This window comes from Kitasatospora sp. NPDC058243 (assembly GCF_042882025.1).
Taxonomy (GTDB): domain Bacteria; phylum Actinomycetota; class Actinomycetes; order Streptomycetales; family Streptomycetaceae; genus Kitasatospora.
The window spans coordinates 1-17,585 of record NZ_JBHVWW010000101.1 but is presented as its reverse complement, the minus strand read 5'-3'; the positions used below and the strand labels follow the sequence as shown (position 1 = coordinate 17,585).

Sequence of the window (17,585 nt, the reverse complement as noted above, 5' to 3'; positions counted from 1 at the left end):
AACACACCCGAGGAAGACGCGTCTTCTCCCCCTCTTCTCTGTGCCCCCCCCGGGTGGCGGTTGGGGCCCCACGAGGTGGGGGCGGGGGGGCCGGCAAAGAGCGGCCCCCCCCGCTTCCGGAAGACTGCGCGCGGCGCACCGCGCGGACCCTGCGTGGTCAGTCGGCGGCGACGACGGTCGGCGTACCGGCCTCGACGCCCGCCTCCTGCATCTGCTCGGCGAGCTTGAGCGCCTCCTCGATCAGGGTCTCGACGATCTTCGACTCGGGGACGGTCTTGATGACCTCGCCCTTGACGAAGATCTGGCCCTTGCCGTTGCCGGAGGCGACGCCGAGGTCGGCCTCGCGGGCCTCGCCCGGGCCGTTCACGACGCAGCCCATGACGGCGACGCGCAGCGGCACCTCCATGCCCTCCAGGCCGGCGGTGACCTCCTCGGCCAGCTTGTAGACGTCGACCTGGGCGCGGCCGCAGGACGGGCAGGAGACGATCTCCAGGCCGCGCTGGCGCAGGCCGAGCGACTCCAGGATCTGGTTGCCGACCTTGATCTCCTCGGCCGGCGGGGCGGAGAGGGAAACCCGGATGGTGTCGCCGATGCCCTCGGCGAGCAGCGCGCCGAAGGCCACCGCGGACTTGATGGTGCCCTGGAAGGCCGGACCGGCCTCGGTGACGCCGAGGTGCAGCGGGTAGTCGCAGGCGGCGGCCAGCTGGCGGTAGGCGTTGATCATCACGACCGGGTCGTTGTGCTTGACCGAGATCTTGATGTCGCGGAAGTCGTGCTCCTCGAACAGCGAGCACTCCCAGAGCGCGGACTCGACCAGGGCCTCGGGGGTGGCACGGCCGTACTTCTCCAGCAGGCGCTTGTCGAGCGAGCCGGCGTTGACGCCGATCCGGATCGGCACGCCGGCGCCCCGGGCGGCCTTGGCGATCTCGCCGACCTTGTCGTCGAAGGCCTTGATGTTGCCCGGGTTGACGCGGACCGCGGCGCAGCCGGCGTCGATCGCGGCGAAGACGTACTTCGGCTGGAAGTGGATGTCGGCGATCACCGGGATGTGGGACTTCTTGGCGATGATCGGCAGCGCGTCGGCGTCGTCCTGGGTGGGGACGGCGACCCGGACGATCTGGCACCCGGACGCGGTGAGCTCGGCGATCTGCTGCAGCGTGGCGTTGATGTCCGCGGTCACGGTGGTGGTCATCGACTGCACCGAGACGGGAGCGTCACCGCCGACCGGTACGTTGCCGACCATGATCTGCCGGGATACACGGCGCTTGGCGAGCGGCTTGAGCGGCAGGGACGGAATACCGAGCGAGATCGCGGTCATGTGCGCAGGGTTCCCCGGGGTTGAGGTGTGGTCGACCGCCCGGCCAGTGGGACGGCCGAGGCCGGGCGCGCCTGGATCGCGCACCCGGCCTCCACGGTACGGCACGGCGCCGGACCCCAGCACACCCGCCGTACCCGAACGCTCTAGCTGATCTTCACCGGGTTCACCAGGTCGGCGACCATCACCAGCAGGGTGAAACCGATGAAGACGCTGGCCACGACGTACGCCACCGGCATCAGCTTGGCGACGTCGAAGGGGCCGGGATCGGGCCGCTTGAACAGCTGAGCGAATCGGCGGCGGACCGATTCCCAGACCGCGCCCGCGATGTGGCCGCCGTCCAGCGGGAGCAGCGGCAGCATGTTGAACAGGAAGAGCGAGAGGTTGATCCCGGCCAGGAGGTTGACGAACATCGCCACCCGCTGGCTGGCGGGCAGGTCCATGCTCACCAGTTCACCGCTGACCCGGGCGGCGCCGACCATGCCGATCGGCGAGTCCGGGTCACGCGGGGAGTCCCCGACGACGGCGTTCCACAGACCGGGGATCTTGCCGGGCAGCGCGGCCAGCGACTTCACCCCGTTCTCGGCCATGCCGACCATCCGGTCCAGGGACTGCCCGAAGCTCTGCTGGACGACCCCCTGCTTGGGGGTGAAGCCGAGGAAGCCCGCCTGCACGGTCTGGCCCTTGAGCGGCACGCCGTTGCCGTCGTACTTCTGCACGTCGTTGACGGCGATGACGGGCTTGAGGACGAGTTGCTGCCCGCCCCGGTCGACCAGGATCTCGACCTGCTGGCCGGCCGACTTCCGAATGTCCGCCTGGAGCTGGTCGTAGTCGCGGATCCGGTCCCCGCCGAAGGAGAGGACCTTGTCCCCCTGCCGCAGCCCGACCTCGTTGGCGGGGGTCTTGGGCGCGTCCGCGGGGCACACGTCGGTCGGCGAGCCGGCCTTGACCACGCACTGGGCGACCGAGCCGATGGTCGGCACCGCCGTCGAGACGCCGAAGCCCATCATGACCGTCAGGAACAGCCCGAAGGCCAGGACCAGGTTCATGAACGGCCCGGCGAACATGACGATGACGCGCTTCCACGGCTTGCGGGTGTAGAACAGCCGGTGCTCGTCGCCCTCCTGGAGCTCCTCGTAGGAGGCTTCCCGGGCGTCCTCGATCATGGTGCGCCAGGGGGAACTGCTGCGCTTGGTGATCCGGCCGTCCGCACCCGGCGGGAACATCCCGATCATCCGGATGTAGCCGCCCAGCGGGATCGCCTTGAAGCCGTACTCGGTCTCGCCCTTCTTCCGCGACCAGACCGTCGGGCCGAAGCCGACCATGTACTGCGGCACCCGGATGCCGAACAGCTTGGCCGTCGAGAGGTGGCCGAGCTCGTGCCAGGCGATCGAGACGAGCAACCCGACCGCGAAGACCAGGATGCCGACCACCGTCAAAACCATTGCCACCGCTGGCCCTCCGTCATGCCGCTCTGCTCGTCGTCTTGTCTTACCGCAGTCACGCCCAGCCGGACACCCGGTACGGGTGCACCCGGCCGGAAACGGCCCACGCCGTCAACCCGCCGCCGTCAGCCCGCCGCCAGCTCGCGGGCCCGGGCACGGGCCCAGTCCTCCGCGTGCAGGACGTCCTCGACCGTCAGGGAAGTTCCCGGCACGGGCGTGCCGTGCTCGGCGACGACCTTGGCAACAGTGTCCACGATTCCCGTGAAAGCGAGGCGCCCCTTCAGGAACGCCTCCACGCACTCCTCGTTGGCCGCGTTGAAGACCGCCGGCGCGGTACCGCCCAGGGTGCCCACCTCGCGGGCCAGCTCCACCGCCGGGAAGGCCTCGTCGTCCAGCGGGAAGAACTCCCAGGTCGCGGCCTTGGTCCAGTCGCAGCCGGGGGCGGCGTCCGGCACCCGCTCCGGCCAGCCCAGACCCAGCGCGATCGGCATCCGCATGTCCGGCGGGCTGGCCTGCGCCAGCGTCGAACCGTCGGTGAACTCCACCATCGAGTGCACCACCGACTGCGGATGGACCACGACCTCGATCCGGTCGAAGGGCACGTCGTACAGCAGGTGCGCCTCGATCACCTCCAGGCCCTTGTTCACCAGGGTCGCCGAGTTGATCGTGACCACCGGGCCCATCGCCCAGGTCGGGTGCGCCAGCGCGTCCTGCGGCGTCACCCCGGCCAGCTGCTCACGCGTCCGGTTGCGGAACGGACCGCCGCTGGCCGTCACCACCAGCTTGCGGACCTCGGCCCGGGTGCCGCCCGCCAGCGCCTGGAACAGCGCCGCGTGCTCGGAGTCCACCGGCACGATCTGCCCCGGCCGCGCCACCGCCTTCACCAGCGGGCCGCCGACGATCAGCGACTCCTTGTTGGCCAGCACCAGCACCCGGCCCGCCCTCAGCGCGGCCAGCGTCGGCCGCAGCCCGATCGACCCGGTGATGCCGTTCAGCACCGAGTGGCACTCCATCGCGGCCAGCTCGGTCGCCGCGTCCGGCCCCGCCAGCACCGTCGGCAGCGCAGCGCCCGCCGCCTTCGCCGCCAGCGCCGCGCGCAGCGCCGGCTCGGCCGCCGGGTCCGCCACCGCCACCGTGTGCACGCCCAGCCGCAGCGCCTGCTCGGCGAGCAGCTCCACCCGGCCGCCGGCCGCCGACAGGGCGACCACCCGGAACCGGTCCGGGTTGCGGAGCACCACGTCGATGGCCTGGGTGCCGATCGACCCGGTCGAACCGAGGATCACCAGCTCCCGGGGGCCGGAAGGGTCCTGCACGGTGGGCGTGAACCGCAGCTGCGGGTGGGCGAGCGAAGTCATGCGCCCATTGTGTCCTGCCCGGGGCCCTGCACAGGACGCCTCCCGGCAGGACGCCGCCCCGCGCCCCGGGCTGCCGTCGGAGCCATGCGTACCGTCATCGCCGGGGCCACGGACAGATCGCGCCGAAGCTCGCACGGCTGCTCGCCGGCGACGCCACGGTCGAGGAGGCCGTCTCCGTCGCGGGCGGACAGCGCGGCTGGGCCGACCTGGCCCCGGAACGGGCGAAGGGCCCGGTCACCGGACCGGGCCCTTCACTCACGGGTTCGCTCAGAGGTCGAGGCCGCTGAGGACCAGGACCTTCTCGACCGTGTAGTCGTCCATCGCGTACCGGACGCCCTCACGGCCGACACCGGAGTCCTTGACGCCGCCGTACGGCATCTGGTCGGCGCGGTAGGACGGCGCGTCGCCGATGATCACACCGCCGACCTCCAGCTCCCGGTGGGCGCGGAAGGCGGTCTGCAGGTCGTGCGTGAACACGCCCGCCTGCAGGCCGAACGCCGAGTCGTTGACGGCCGCGAAGGCCTCGTCCACGCCGTCCACCCGGTGCAGCGACAGGACCGGGCCGAACACCTCGGCCTTGGCCAGGATCGCGTCCGCGGGCAGCTCCGCCAGCACGGTCGGCGCGTAGGTCGCACCCTCGCGGCCCCCGCCGGCGAGCACCTTGGCGCCCTTGGCGACCGCGTCGTCCACCCAGGACTCCACCCGCTTCGCGGCGTTCTCGTCCACCAGCGGGCCGACGTCCGTCGCGTCGTCGTTCGGGTCACCGGTGACCTGCGCCTTGACCTTGGCCACGACCTTCTCCACCAGCGCGTCGTACACCGACGCGTCGGCGATCACGCGCTGCACCGAGATGCAGGACTGGCCGCCCTGGTAGTTGGCGAACATCGCGATCCGGGTGGCCGCCCAGTCCAGGTCGGCCTCCGAGGACCAGTCGGCGAGCACCACGGCCGCGGCGTTGCCGCCCAGCTCCAGGGTGCAGTGCTTGCGCGGCACCGAGTCCATGATCTGGTAGCCGACCTTGTCCGAACCGGTGAACGAGATCACCGGCAGGCGCTCGTCCTGCACCAGCGCCGGCATCCGGTCGTTCGGCACCGTCAGGATGCTCCACGAACCGGCCGGCAGGTCGGTCTCGGCCAGGATCTCGCCCAGCACCATCGCCGACAGCGGCGTCGCCGGGGCCGGCTTCAGGATGATCGGGGCACCGACCGCGATCGCCGGGGCGACCTTGTGGGCGACCAGGTTCAGCGGGAAGTTGAACGGGGCGATCCCCAGCACCACACCGCGCGGGAAGCGGCGCACCACCGCGAAACGGCCCACGCCGCCCGGGTCGGTGTCCAGCCGCATCGTCTCGCCGTTGGTCCGGCGGGCCTCCTCGGCCGCCCAGCGGAAGACCGACACCGCGCGGCCGACCTCACCACGGGCCCACTTGATCGGCTTGCCGTTCTCCGCGGTGATCAGCTGGGCGAGCTCCTCGGTGCGCTCGGCCAGGCGCTTGGCCACGTGGTCCAGCGCGGCGGAGCGGACGTGCGCCGGGGTGGCGGCGAAGACCGGCAGCGCGGCGACGGCGGCGTCCAGCGCCTCCTCGACCTGGGCCTCGGTCGGGATGCTCACCTTGCCGACCAGACGGCCGTCCCAGCTGTTGTGCACCTCGAAGTCGGCGTCGCCGCTCGCCCGTCGGCCGGCCAGCCAGAAATCGTACGTGGTGGTCACCGTGGTACCGGCCCTCTCCTCGTCGTCATCGGGCCCACGGGTGTGGGACCCGAACCCGAGGGTAGGTGGGGCGGCGCACCGACCGGATTGGCCGACTCGGAGCGTTCGCCCCCGACGCTGCTCCATCCCGTCCAGGGCCTCCCGCGCCGAGCCCGGACGGGGCCCTGCCCGGTACGGCTCGGTGCGGCCCGGATGCGACCTACTCCTCGCCGGAGCGCAGCGCCAGCCACAGCTCCATCCGCACGTCGGTGTCGTCCAGCGAACGCCCCAGCAGCTCCTCGACCCGCCGCATCCGGTAGCGCAGCGTGTGCCGGTGCACCCCGAGATCGGCCGCCGCCGCGTCCCACTGCCCGTGCCGGGACAGCCACGCCCGCAGCGAGGCCACCAGATCGCCGCGGGCCGTCCGGTCGTGCTCGCGCAGCGGCCGCAGCAGCCCCTCGGCGAACGCCGTCACCGCGTCCTCGCCGAGCAGCGGCAGCAGCGACCCCGCGCCGACCTCCTCGTGGTCCACCGACCGCCGGCCACCGCGCAGCGCCACCGCCAGCGCCCGCTCGGCCTGCGCGTGCGCCGTCCCCGCATCCTCCAGCGCGGCCGGCGCCGACACGCCCAGCGACAGGCCCTCGTGCTCCTCCACCACGCCCAGACAGGCCCGGTGCACCGCCCCGTTGTCCAGCGCCAACACCATCAGCCGCGCCCCGTGCGCGCCGTCCTCCCGCGCCACCAGCAGCTTCTCGCCCACCCGGGCGCCCGCCTGCTCGGCCCGGTCGCCCAGCTCCCCGAGCGCCTCCGCGGCCTCCGCGTTCGGCCCGGCCCCGGCCACCAGAACCCGTATCGTCCCCTCCGGCATACCGCCGAACAGCCCCAGCGCCACCTGGCGGGCCGTCGCCACCTCGCCCGCCAGCACCATCCGCAGCAGCGCCGCGCCCATCCGCTCCTCGGCCTGGCGCAGCTCGCGCGAACGCTCCAGCGTCAGGGTCAGCAGCGCCACCGCCGCGTTCAGCACGTACCGCTCGGTCGGGGTGATCCGGTCCTCGGTGCCCACCGCCAGGAAGCCCCGGGCCCGCCGGTCCGCCCCCAGCGACTGGACCACCACGTAGTCCTCGTCCGCCGTGTCGATCCCCGGCGCCCGCCCCTGCAACGCTGCGCTCGACGGCGCCGGACGCCGGCGCAGCCGGTCCACCTCCGCCGCCAGCCGCCCCGCCCGGCGCGCCGCCCAGTCCGGCGCCACCACCGACAGCGCCCCCGACCCGTCGTACAGCGCCGCCCAGCCGCCCAGCCGGGCCGCCAGCCGGCGCACCACCGCCGTCGTGCCGTCCTTGCCCAGCGCGGCCCGGGTCAGCTCCTCCTGCGCCTCGAAGGAGGTCGTCACCGCCTCGTACTGCTCCGCGGCCAGCGCCGCCGACACCACCTTGCTGATCGCGATGAACGGCGTCGGCTCCGGCACCCGCAGCAGCGGCAGCCCCCGCTGCGCGGCCGCGTCCACCAGCGGCTGCGGCACCTCCGTGTGCGACAGCCCCACCCCCAGGCCCAGCCCCACCACCCCGGCATCGGCCAGCCGGTGCACGTACGCCTGCAACTGGGCCGCCGTACGGCCCAGCTTGATCCCGGTGGTGAGCAGCAGCTCGCCACCCTCCAGGAACGGCGTCGGGTCGTCCAGCTCGCTGGTGTGCACCCAGCGGACCGGCCGCTCCAGGTGGTCCGCGCCGGCGAGGACCGTCAGATGGAGCGAACTGTTACGGACAACGGAGGCGAGTGTGGGGGGCATGGCACCTTCGGGGGATCGACCTGACCGCGCCGTTGCGGCCGGGCGAGGAGAGGGCAATGGGACAAGTGAGAGTCTCTCCCCCTCATTATGGACGCTCCGGACAACCGGCACTGCCGAATCCACCGTGAAGGCGAGCTTCCGCCCCGCGCCCCGTCAGCCCCGAAGATCCACCAGCAACGGCGGCACCTGCTCCCCCGACACCGCGGTCAACGACACCACCGCATGCCCCGCCGGCAGCGCGTGCGCCAGATCCGACGGCGACCAGCGCAGGCGCTCCACGTCCCGCGTCGTCACCGACTCCGTCTGCGCCGCCGTCCCCGACAACGCCCGCCGCCCCAACCGCCCGGCCCGCCGCACCACGCCACCCGAGGTGTCGGGCGTGTGGGTCACCGCGGTCTCCTGCACCAGGTGCGTCCCCCAGGCCTCCGAGAACAGCCGGCCGTCCCACGGCGCGATCCCCGGGAACGCCATCCGGCAGCCGACCGCGCCGAACAACGGCGCCCGCAGCGCCTCCGGCAGATCCACCAGCGTGCGCAGCAGCAGCACCGCGCCCGCGTTCACCCCCCGCATCCGCTGCACCCCGCGCACGGCGGTCGCGTCCAGCGCCGCCGAGGCGTCGTCCACCACCAGGCCGGCGAACAGCGAACGGTCCGTACGGGCCCCCGCCGCCTGCACGAACTGACCCACCACCAACCGGGACAGCATCCGCGCGGCCTCCGGATGGCTGCGCTCCGGCAGCTTCACCCGCACCCGCAACGGATGGTCCAGCACCCGCATCGCGAACGGGGGCCGCCCCGTGCCGTCCGTCGCGAAGGCGCCCTCGAAGGCCGGCCGGTCCAGCAGCGCCAGCCGGTCCGCCAGCAGCGCCCCGGGATCGTCCGCCCGGCCGCGCTGACGCTCCCGGTGCTCCAGGTCCCGCTCGTACACGGCCAGCCGGCCCGCCACCCCGAGCGCCTTCACCAGAGCCGCCAGCACGTCCGGCTCGCCGGCCAGCAGCGCCCGCAGCTCCCGCACCCCCGGATAGCGGGCGTACGCGGCGTGGAACGGGCCCACCACCTGCTGCAGCGCCGTCCGGGCGTTCTCCGCGCGCGCCGTCAACTCGTCCGGCAGCAGCGCCTCGGCCAGCCGGGCGGCCGCCTCGTCCGGATCCTGCGCCGCACCGTAGAGGTCCAGCCCGTACACCGACGCCGGATCACCGGGCGCGATCACCACGTCGTACCAGGCGTCCGGGCCCAGATCCGCGTCCGCCGCCCCCACCACCACCACACACGCGGTACCGGCCAGCGCCTGCAGACACAGCGCCTCCGCCACCGGCCGCGCCAGCCGCGCCGTCTTCCCCGTCCCCGCCGGACCCACCGCCAGCAGCGACGTGCCCAGCAGCGCCGGATCCAGCGCGAACCCGGCCGCCCGATGGCTCAGCGGGTTCTTCGGCACGTCCTGGGCCGTCCCCAGGCAGACCTGGCCCAGCAGCAGATCGTGCCGCTCAGCCCGGTCCGCCAGCTCCCGCGACTCCGAAGGGTGCGCGAAGGCCGCCCCACCGCGCGCCACCACCTGCTCGACGAAGGCCGGCACGAACGCCGGATCCGCCTGCGCCGACTCCCACGCCCGCTGGATCCGCACGTAGTCGACGTCCCCGACCGCCTCCCGCTCCAGCCGCCCCGCCGCCTCGGCCGCCCCGCCCTGCCGCAGCCCGCCCCACGGGTCCAGCCGCCGCACCACCTGGGCCACCGCCACGCCCTCCTCGGCGGGCTGCTCCTGCGTCACCGCCCGCGACAGCAACGGCGACACGTACCGCCGCCACACCTCGGGCCAACGGCCCATCCGGCCGAAGAGCTTGATGACGAGCGCGGCCACCAGGAGGTTGACGGACACGCCGACCACGGTCACTTCGGTATCGGTGGGATTCTTCACCCAAACCGTCAGCACGATCAGGCGAAGCACCAACTGGGTCCCGTACAGAAACGCGAACCACCCCACCACCGCGTTGAGTCCCGCCCGCAGGAGCAGCGGCCAGGCCGCGACCTGGGCCGCCTCCGCCCGTTCCGGGTCGAGCGGGCGGTAGCCCAGCCGGTAGACGCCGGGTTCGGCTTCCGGGCGCGGGGCCGCGGCCCAGGTGGGGAGGTCGAAGGCGGGGGCCCCGTCGGTGCGGGTGCCGGGCCGTTGGCGGGGCATGGGGGCCGGGGGTCCGGTGGTGGTCCGATCGGTGTGGTGGTGTGCCCCGTCGTGCGCCATGTACGGCCCCGCTCCCTCGCCCGCCCGGCCCGATCGCCGTCGGTGCCGCCATACCCATGCCGCCGTACCGGCGACACGCCCGCGCTCAATGTAGTGGAGCGGGGCCTGCTGGCAGTCGCACTACCCGCGCTGGCCGTGCCGGACAAGTCGGACGGCTCAGTGCTACCGAGTGGCGCATGCCCGGCCGGGGAGGGCGGCCGTAGCCTGCGAAGCACCGAGCCGAGAAGTCTGGAGAACCCCATGAGCGCCGCAACGCCGCTCCCGCAGGAGCGCCGCCTGGTCACTGCGATCCCCGGTCCGAAGTCGCAGGAGCTGCAGGCCCGCAAGCTGGGTGCGGTGGCGGCCGGTGTCGGCACCACCCTGCCGGTGTACGTGTCCCGCGCCAATGGCGGCGTGCTGGAGGACGTGGACGGCAACTCGCTGATCGACTTCGGCTCCGGCATCGCCGTGACGAACGTCGGCAACAGCGCCGAGGCCGTGGTGGCGAAGGCGAGCGAGCAGCTGGCCGCTTTCACCCACACCTGTTTCATGGTGACCCCGTACGAGGGTTACGTGGCGGTCGCCGAGCAGCTGAACGAGCTGACCCCGGGTGACCACGACAAGCGCACCGCGCTGTTCAACTCGGGCGCCGAGGCGGTCGAGAACGCGGTGAAGGTGGCCCGCGCCTACACCAAGCGCACCGCCGTCGTGGTGTTCGACCACGGCTACCACGGCCGTACGAACCTGACCATGGGCCTGACGGCGAAGAACATGCCGTACAAGCAGGGCTTCGGCCCGTTCGCCCCGGAGATCTACCGGGTGCCGGTGGCCTACCCGTACCGCTGGCTGACGGGTGCGGAGAACTGCGCCGCCGAGGCCGCCGCGCAGGCGATCGAGATCATCAACAAGCAGATCGGCGCCGAGAACGTCGCCGCGATCATCATCGAGCCGATCCAGGGCGAGGGCGGCTTCATCGAGCCGGCCAAGGGCTTCCTGCCGGCGATCGTGGAGTACGCGAAGGCGAACGGCATCGTGTTCGTCGCGGACGAGATCCAGACCGGTTTCTGCCGTACCGGCCAGTGGTTCGCCTGTGAGGACGAGGGCATCGTCCCGGACCTGATCACCACCGCGAAGGGCATCGCCGGCGGTCTGCCGCTGGCGGCGGTGACCGGTCGCGCCGAGATCATGGACGCCGCGCACGCGGGCGGCCTGGGCGGCACCTACGGCGGCAACCCGGTGGCCTGTGCGGCCGCGCTGGGCGCCATCGAGACGATGAAGGAGCAGGACCTCAACGGCAAGGCGCAGCGGATCGGCGAGATCATGCTGGGCCGCCTGCGGGCGATGCAGGAGAAGTTCGACATCATCGGCGAGATCCGCGGCCGCGGCGCGATGATCGCCGTCGAGCTCGTGAAGCCGGGCGGCAAGGAGCCGAACGCGGAGGCCACCGCGGCCATCGCGAAGGCCTGCCACGCCGAGGGCCTGGTGGTGCTGACCGCCGGCACCTACGGCAACGTGCTGCGCTTCCTGCCGCCGCTGGTCATCGCGGAGCATCTCCTGGCCGAGGGCCTGGACATCCTGGAGGGCGCTTTCACCGCCGTCTGAGCGGTGTCGCCCGTCAGGTCGTGAACCCCCTCCGGAGGGTTGTCCGGACAGCGCTGAACGGCCCGTGGGGACCTCTGGTCCTCGCGGGCCGTTCGGTTGTCACCGGCCGGTCGGACGGGCCCGACGCCCGGTCGGGCCAGGTCGTCGGGGCTCCCGGAGGGCCGCCCGGGGCGGGGTGAAGATGATGTGGGGAATCGCTGAAGGCGCTCGGCGCGGAAGGGCTGTTGACGTAGTGTCATCACCGATGGACAGCGAGCCGCAGCCATGGGCGGAGCCGCTTGCGGGGTCGCCCCCGACGGCGGGCCCGCATGCGTGCCGCGAGGACAACCAGGCCGCCCCGGGAGGGGTGGCGCCCACCGAAGACCGATCGACCGACCGTCCGACCCACACCCCCCGGGGCGCACGGAACGGCGATCATCAGAGCCGCCCCGGAGCTCTCCCCCCTGCTCCGGGGCGGCTGTCCGGCGTTCCGGGCCGGGCGGCCCGTTCGGTGGCCGTGCCGCTGACGGCGGTGGTCGTCCTGTTGTTGGTGTCGTGGCAGGTGGCGGCGGACGGCCCGCTGCTCGGATGGGACCGCGCGGTCCGCGGAGCCGTCCGGAGCGCCCACCGGGACCACCCCAGCGTGCTGCTGGACCAGCTGGGCCAGGTCCTGTCCGACCTGGGCGACAGTGTGCCCGCGATCCCGGTGCTGCTGACGGTCGGCGTGCTGGCCGCGTGGCGGTGGCGCCGGACGGGGGCGGCGGGGCGCTGGTGGCTGCCGCTGCCGGTGGCGGCGCTGACCGCCGGACTGATCCCGCTGCTGGTGGTGCCGGCCAAGGCGGCGTTCGCCCGGCCGGGCCCGCTCGGTGATCCGCTGACGCCGGGGCAGTGGGGCTGGTACCCGTCCGGGCACACCGCCACCGCGTCGCTCTCGTACGGGGTGGCGGCGCTGCTGCTGGTGCGGGTGGCGGGGCCGTGGGCGGCGCGCCTGCTGACGGCGGGCGCGGTGCTGCTGGCGGTGGGCGTCGGCGCGGGGCTGGTGTGGAGCGACTTCCACTGGCTGCTGGACGTGGTGGCCAGCTGGTGCCTGGCCGCCCTGGTGCTGTGGGGGCTGGCCCGGTGGCTGCCCCGGCCGGGCGGCGGGGGCGGCGGCGGTCAGGCCTCGGGGTCGTCGTTGCGGTGAACGAGGCCGGTCTCGCCGTTGTCGCGGTGCCATTCGATGACGAGTTCGTCGCGGGCGCCGAAGCGGACGAGGTGGCGGCCGACGACGTCCTCCAGGCCGGGCAGGTTCTCCCGCTCGCCCTCGACGGTGAGCAGCAGCGCGTCGGGCTGGGCTTCCAGGGTGGCGGTGCCGGCGCCGAAGACCAGGGTGCCGCAGCCGGTCTCCTCGGAGAAGGTTGCCTCGATCTTGCGGCCCATGTGGGCGGCGAGCTGCTTGGCGTAGCGGGTGGGGCGGTCGGTGGTGACGCGGGCTTCGGAGCGGGGCACGGGCCCTCCAGGATCCTGGGAGGGAACTTAGGGTCCCCTCAGTTGGAGCTACGCTAACCCAGGTACTGAGCCAAGCTCAACATTTTTTCTCCGGGTGCCGTCCGCTGTCGGCCGCCGGCCCCGGACCGGCCGATACCCTGGGGCGGACGCCTGCCGAGGAGACCGCCGATGACCACCACGCCGACCGACCCGGCGGACCCCTCCCCCGGCCCGCCCGGCGCCCCTGCCGAGGCGACCGCCTCGGACACCACGGCTTCGGACGCGGCCTCGGACACCGCCGCCTCGGACACCACGGCCTCGGACACCGCCGCCGAGCTGGCCGACACGATGACCAGGGCGATCAAGCGGATCCGTCGGCAGACCGGGTGGCGGCTGGAGCCGTACGGCATCACCCCCGGCCAGGCCCGGGCGCTGAACACCCTGGCCCACGCGCCCGGCTGCGAGCTGCCGGACCGCGCGATGCGGCTGAGCGACCTCGCCGAGCGGCTGCACATCGCCCCGCGCTCGGCGACCACCGTGGTCGACGCACTGGAGGAGGCCGGCCTGGTCGAGCGCAGGCCCGATCCGGCCGACCGGCGGGCGGTCCGGATCCTGCTGACCGAGGCGGGCCGCGCAGCGGTGGAGCGGATCGGGCAGGTCCGGCACGAGGTGGCCCAGGAGTACTTCGGCGAGGTCGGTCCCGACGAGCAGGAAGTGCTGCTGCGAGTGCTGCGCGCCGCCGAGGCCCGCTTCCTCGCAGCCGGTCCACCACCGCGGACGGCACCCCCGGGCGCAGCGCGCTGACGCGGGAGCGGTCGGCTGCGCTGGGCGGCCCGCCGCGTTAGACCCCGTCCCGGCCTGCCCTGCCGGGCCTAGGTGGCGAGGCCGATCACCAGCCACATGAACCCCACCCCGGCGACGGTGCAGAGCAGGGTGCTGCGGGAGGGGTGCGGGCTGTGGGCCTCCGGGAGGATGTCGGAGGTCGCCAGGTAGAGCAGGAACCCGGAGAAGAAGCCGAGGTAGAGGCCGAGCAGGTGCTCGGGGATGGTGAAGGCCAGGGTGATCGCGGCGCCGGACACCGGGGCCAGCGCGTCCGCCGCGAGAAGCGTCAGCGCCCGCCGTCGGTTGTTCCCGTAGAGCCGGGTGATCGTGTACGTGTTGAAGCCGTCGGCGAAGTCGTGGGCGACGACGGCGATGGCGACGACCGTTCCGACCGTGGTGCCGGCCTGGAAGGCGGCGCCGATCGCGAAGCCGTCCATCACGCTGTGCCCGACCAGGGCCAGCGCGGCGGTCAGGCCGACGCCCTGGCGCCCGGCGTGGTGGGCGTGCGCGTGCTGGTGGCCGTGGGTGTGCTCGGCGTACTCGCTCTCGTGGCCGCGGTGGATGGCGACCGCGCGTTCGACCACGTGGATGGTGAGGAAGCCGACCGCGAACATCAGCAGCGCCTGCGGCACGCCGTGCACCTCGTCCGGTGCCTGGCGCATGGCCTCGGGCAGCAGGTCGAAGGCGACCACGCCGAGCATGAGGCCGGCGGCGAAGCCGAGCACGAGGTGGCGGCGGTCGCCGGTGCGCTGGGCGACGAAGCCGCCGATCAGGGTCATCAGGAACGCCCCGGCGGCGACCAGGACGGCGGTCACCGGGCCGCCTCCGGGTGGGTCGATCCGCCGTGCGGGCGCCGGCGGGTGCCGCCGTGTGGTCTGCCGGGCGCTCTGCCCATTCCTCTCCCCCTGGGGTCCGCCCGTGGCCGGGCCGACCGCCGACCGTATCGGACGACCGTTCGACGGTGATCGCCCGGGGTGCCGCTGCTCCGCCGGTGCCCGTTCCCCAGCCTCGGGTCGGGTGCAGGGGCGCGCCCGCCGGGCGGTCCGTCGGGGTGAGCTGCGAAGACGGGGACGGGGACGGGGACGAGGGTGGGGACGGGGACCGGAGGTGGGGTCAGCGGCCGGCGGCGAGGGGCAGGCCGAGGTGGGTGCGGGCGAGTTCGCTCACGCCGTCGCCGTCGACCAGGTGGATGTGGCGGTGGCTCTCCTCGCCCGTGAGGTCGAGGGCCTCGTCGGCGAAGCGGCCGGTGGTCAGCCGCAGGCCGCGCTCGGCGGACTCCTCCTGAACGGCCTCGGCCAGGGTGACGATCTCCTCCGCGCTGACCGGCGCGGCGCCCCGGGAGGCCCAGACCACCCAGCGGCCGGGCAGCGCACTGCCCGGGGCCCCCTCGCCGGTGGCGACCAGTCCGGCCGGGCCGCGCAGCCGCACGCTCCACTCGGCGAGCCCGCCGCGGGTGAGCAGGTCGCGCACCAGCTGGGCGAACTCGTTCGCGGACAGGTCGGGTGCGGCCGGTACGGCGGCACCCGCCTGCGCGGCGGGCTGCACGCCCACGCGGCCGTACGGGTCCGGGGTGACGGCGGCGCCGAGCTGGCGCAGCCGGACGAGCGCCTCGTCCTGCTCGGCGTCGGCGTAGACGCCTTCGTCGTCGCGCTCCTCGTACGGGGTGGCGGGCGGCAGCAGCCGGGTGCGGGCCAGTGCGTCGCGGTCGGCGTCCACGCTGACCAGGCACAGCGGCTCGGCGGTGCCGGACTCGCGCAGCCAGCCGTTGAGCACGACGCCCGCGAGTATCTCGTCGGTGTCGACGGCGTCGGCGGCCTGGAGGGCGCGCAGGGCGAGCCGGGCGACCAGGCGCAGATAGTCGGTGGCCCGGTCCGCCGGCGGGCGCGGGACCGGGACGATGTCGCCGTCCGGGGCGAGCCGGTAGCCGGTGAGCGAGGGCACCAGGTCGAGCGGCGGCAGGTCGAGGTCCAGCACGGCGGTGCGGGTGAGCGGGCGGAAGACCGCCCGGCAGGGGGCGGGCAGGTCCTGGGTGGCGGTCTCGGCCGCGGCGAGCGCCCGCTCCAGCAGTGACTCCACGGCGGCCGGCTCGGACAGCCGGTAGGCCCGTCGGCACTCCTCCAGGCTCTCGTTGTACTCGCGCACGGCTCGGGCCCGGGCCTCCTCGGCCGCCTCGTGGACGCGCCGGGACTCGTCTGCGGCCGGGTTGTCGGCCTCGGCCCGGCGGGTGCGCCACTCGCGCAGGGAACGCTGGTGGGCCAGCCGGGCCTGGGCGAGTTCGCGCTGGTAACCGGAGTCGAGCAGGCGACGGGCCGGGGCGCCGTCGGGGTCGGCGGTGGCCGGCCCGGCGGGCGCGAAGTCCGCCCAGCGGGGCTCGGCCTCGCTGCCGGTCTGCGGCCCGTCGGCCGGGTAGGGGCGGGGCTCGTAGTGGCGCAGCTGGCTCTCGAAGTCCATGGCCGAGACGGGCAGTGCGGTCCGCCGGAGCAGGTCGGCCAGCCGGTCGTGCTCGGCCTGGACGGTGAGCGTGCGGTGGTGGGTCAGGGCGGCGGCCCGGCCGTGGGCGGCGATGGACTCCTCGGGCTCGGCCGGGCCGCCGCTGGACACACCACCGCCGGACCCGCCACCACCGGACGCGCCGTCATCGGGCATGCCGTCACCGGGCGTACCGGGGGCGACCGGGCCGGGGTCGGCGGCGTCCGGGTCCAGGCCCTGACCCTGTCCCTGTCCCTGGTCGGTGTTGAACTCTCTGAAGACCGAGGCGAGGAAGCCCGGCCGGGGGAACTGGACGGTGGCGGTGCCGTCGGGCTGGCCGTCTGCTGAGTGCTGCATCGGTCGTCGTTCCCCCATGCTCGTCCGGCGCCTGCCCGGGGCGGCCGGCGACCCTGCGGCCCGCCCCTGCCGGACATTGTCCACCGAACGGGCGGCAGTGGTCAGCCCAGCCTCTCAGTTGGTCCGGGTGTTGGTCAGGTGCAGGCCGATGTAGCCGACATAGATCCGGCCACTGCCCGAGCAGTCGTCCAGGTAGTGCAGCCGGGGCGCGGTACGGCCGCCGCCGATCCGCAGGTGTGCGCCCATGAAGGCGCGCCGGGAGGCGTCCACGCTCTCCGGGACGGGCAGCATCCGCTCGCGCTTCCACTTGGTGTGGCTGAACACCGTCCGGGACTCCCCGCGCACCGCCTTGCGGGGCGGGAAGTGGTGGCAGCCCTCCGGGGTGTGCTCGCACCACTGCTTGAAGTCGCCGCCGGCCGCGCCGCGGACCGCCGCCTCGGCGTACTCCTGAAGGGCGGTCAGCCCGTCCCAGGCGAGCCGGGCCCAGCCCGCGCCGGAGCACCGGAGCCCGTCCAGGGCGAGCGCGTTCTTCTGGTCACCGGTGAAGGTCAGCAGCGTGAACTCGTCGATCCTGGCCATGAGTTCGGTGAAGGTCTCCGGTTTTCCGGGCCGGGCGGACGGCTTGGCGGCGAAGTGCCCGGCGGCGCCCTGGAGGATGCAGTGGCGCCCGGTGAGGGCGCGGGAGCCGGCCCGTACGTGGCCGTCCCGGCCGTCGTGGCGCTCGCGGAGCTCCGGACGGTCGCGGCCCTCATGACCCTCGCGGCCGTCCTGCTTGTCCCGGCTGTCCCGACCCACGCGGTTGTCCCGGCGCTCGTGCCGCAGGGTGCGCCGGACCCGCTCCAGCTCGTCGGCCCTGGCCTGCTGCTCGGCGCGGTCCTGCTGCTCCTCCCGGACGAGCGCGGCCAGCTCGGCGCGGGCGGCGGCCTGGTCCCCGGCCGGGCTGACGGCCGCGCGGGGCGGCGCCGGGGCGACCCGCAGCACCGGGACGGCCGCCAGCGGGGGCGGCAGCGGCAGGTCGGCGGCGAGCCGGCGCGGCTCGCGGGCGAGCAGCCCGGCCGCGCGGAGGAGGTCCTGCTATATTAGCCACA

The 17,585-nt window shown here is 74.0% G+C and carries 13 protein-coding genes; 3 read left to right on the top strand and 10 right to left on the bottom strand.

Annotation, left to right across the window (positions count from 1 at the left end; all coding sequences use genetic code 11):
- Positions 1-157: 157 nt before the first annotated feature.
- The 6 genes from ispG to ACFVX9_RS37550 form a co-directional block, all read right to left on the bottom strand.
- The gene (gene ispG, locus ACFVX9_RS37575; RefSeq protein ID WP_063347631.1) at positions 158-1,318 is read right to left on the bottom strand and encodes a flavodoxin-dependent (E)-4-hydroxy-3-methylbut-2-enyl-diphosphate synthase; all 1,161 of its coding nucleotides are present in this window, start codon (positions 1,316-1,318) and stop codon (positions 158-160) included.
- A gap of 143 nt (positions 1,319-1,461) precedes the next feature.
- On the bottom strand, positions 1,462-2,766 hold the full coding sequence (locus tag ACFVX9_RS37570) for an RIP metalloprotease (protein WP_107452864.1): 1,305 nt from the start codon (positions 2,764-2,766) through the stop codon (positions 1,462-1,464).
- Between the two features lie 119 nt (positions 2,767-2,885).
- Positions 2,886-4,115, bottom strand: a complete 1,230-nt coding sequence (dxr, locus tag ACFVX9_RS37565; RefSeq protein WP_063347633.1) for a 1-deoxy-D-xylulose-5-phosphate reductoisomerase — start codon at positions 4,113-4,115, stop codon at positions 2,886-2,888.
- A 267-nt stretch (positions 4,116-4,382) separates the two neighbouring features.
- A complete protein-coding gene (locus ACFVX9_RS37560; RefSeq protein ID WP_063347635.1) occupies positions 4,383-5,825 on the bottom strand; it encodes an aldehyde dehydrogenase family protein in 1,443 nt (480 codons plus the stop codon).
- Positions 5,826-6,024: 199 nt separating this feature from the next.
- Complete coding sequence (locus ACFVX9_RS37555) at positions 6,025-7,590, bottom strand: PucR family transcriptional regulator (protein ID WP_063347636.1); 1,566 nt, start codon at positions 7,588-7,590, stop codon at positions 6,025-6,027.
- Positions 7,591-7,743: 153 nt separating this feature from the next.
- Positions 7,744-9,822 (bottom strand): ATP-binding protein, encoded by a 2,079-nt coding sequence (locus ACFVX9_RS37550; protein ID WP_387986525.1) that lies wholly within the window; start codon positions 9,820-9,822, stop codon positions 7,744-7,746.
- 240 nt (positions 9,823-10,062) lie between these two features.
- On the opposite strand from ACFVX9_RS37550, the gene gabT reads away from it, so the two are divergent.
- Together gabT and ACFVX9_RS37540 are read left to right on the top strand one after the other, a co-directional pair.
- Positions 10,063-11,403, top strand: coding sequence for a 4-aminobutyrate--2-oxoglutarate transaminase (gene gabT / locus ACFVX9_RS37545; RefSeq protein ID WP_380345341.1), 1,341 nt, complete (start codon positions 10,063-10,065; stop codon positions 11,401-11,403).
- A gap of 490 nt (positions 11,404-11,893) precedes the next feature.
- A complete protein-coding gene (locus ACFVX9_RS37540) occupies positions 11,894-12,565 on the top strand; it encodes a phosphatase PAP2 family protein (protein ID WP_387986521.1) in 672 nt (223 codons plus the stop codon).
- Here ACFVX9_RS37540 and ACFVX9_RS37535 read toward each other — a convergent pair.
- Entirely contained in the window at positions 12,538-12,870 is a 333-nt protein-coding gene (locus ACFVX9_RS37535) for a DUF2218 domain-containing protein (RefSeq protein WP_387986518.1), read from the bottom strand. The two genes, ACFVX9_RS37540 and ACFVX9_RS37535, sit on opposite strands and share 28 nt — an antisense overlap.
- A gap of 168 nt (positions 12,871-13,038) precedes the next feature.
- Between ACFVX9_RS37535 and ACFVX9_RS37530 the strand changes: the two genes are divergently transcribed.
- Complete coding sequence (locus ACFVX9_RS37530) at positions 13,039-13,653, top strand: MarR family winged helix-turn-helix transcriptional regulator (RefSeq protein WP_380487198.1); 615 nt, start codon at positions 13,039-13,041, stop codon at positions 13,651-13,653.
- 68 nt (positions 13,654-13,721) lie between these two features.
- Here the strand turns inward: ACFVX9_RS37530 and ACFVX9_RS37525 are convergent, their stop codons facing one another.
- The 3 genes from ACFVX9_RS37525 to ACFVX9_RS37515 form a co-directional block, all read right to left on the bottom strand.
- Positions 13,722-14,450: a ZIP family metal transporter gene (locus ACFVX9_RS37525; RefSeq protein ID WP_063351112.1), complete on the bottom strand. Its 729-nt coding sequence runs from the start codon at positions 14,448-14,450 to the stop codon at positions 13,722-13,724.
- 334 nt (positions 14,451-14,784) lie between these two features.
- The gene (locus ACFVX9_RS37520; RefSeq protein WP_387986515.1) at positions 14,785-16,497 is read right to left on the bottom strand and encodes a restriction endonuclease; all 1,713 of its coding nucleotides are present in this window, start codon (positions 16,495-16,497) and stop codon (positions 14,785-14,787) included.
- A gap of 114 nt (positions 16,498-16,611) precedes the next feature.
- Complete coding sequence (locus tag ACFVX9_RS37515) at positions 16,612-17,478, bottom strand: hypothetical protein (protein WP_387986512.1); 867 nt, start codon at positions 17,476-17,478, stop codon at positions 16,612-16,614.
- Between the last annotated feature and the right edge of the window lie 107 nt (positions 17,479-17,585).

What these genes read in the sequence shown, in the direction of transcription:
- dxr (WP_063347633.1), bottom strand. Translation starts at nt 4,115, where the DNA reads ATGACTTCGCTCGCCCACCCGCAGCTGCGGTTCACGCCCACCGTGCAG.
- ACFVX9_RS37555 (WP_063347636.1), bottom strand. Translation starts at nt 7,590, where the DNA reads ATGCCCCCCACACTCGCCTCCGTTGTCCGTAACAGTTCGCTCCATCTG.
- ACFVX9_RS37550 (WP_387986525.1), bottom strand. Translation starts at nt 9,822, where the DNA reads ATGGCGCACGACGGGGCACACCACCACACCGATCGGACCACCACCGGA.
- ispG (WP_063347631.1), bottom strand. Translation starts at nt 1,318, where the DNA reads ATGACCGCGATCTCGCTCGGTATTCCGTCCCTGCCGCTCAAGCCGCTC.
- ACFVX9_RS37520 (WP_387986515.1), bottom strand. Translation starts at nt 16,497, where the DNA reads ATGCAGCACTCAGCAGACGGCCAGCCCGACGGCACCGCCACCGTCCAG.
- ACFVX9_RS37530 (WP_380487198.1), top strand. Translation starts at nt 13,039, where the DNA reads ATGACCACCACGCCGACCGACCCGGCGGACCCCTCCCCCGGCCCGCCC.
- ACFVX9_RS37525 (WP_063351112.1), bottom strand. Translation starts at nt 14,450, where the DNA reads ATGACCCTGATCGGCGGCTTCGTCGCCCAGCGCACCGGCGACCGCCGC.
- gabT (WP_380345341.1), top strand. Translation starts at nt 10,063, where the DNA reads ATGAGCGCCGCAACGCCGCTCCCGCAGGAGCGCCGCCTGGTCACTGCG.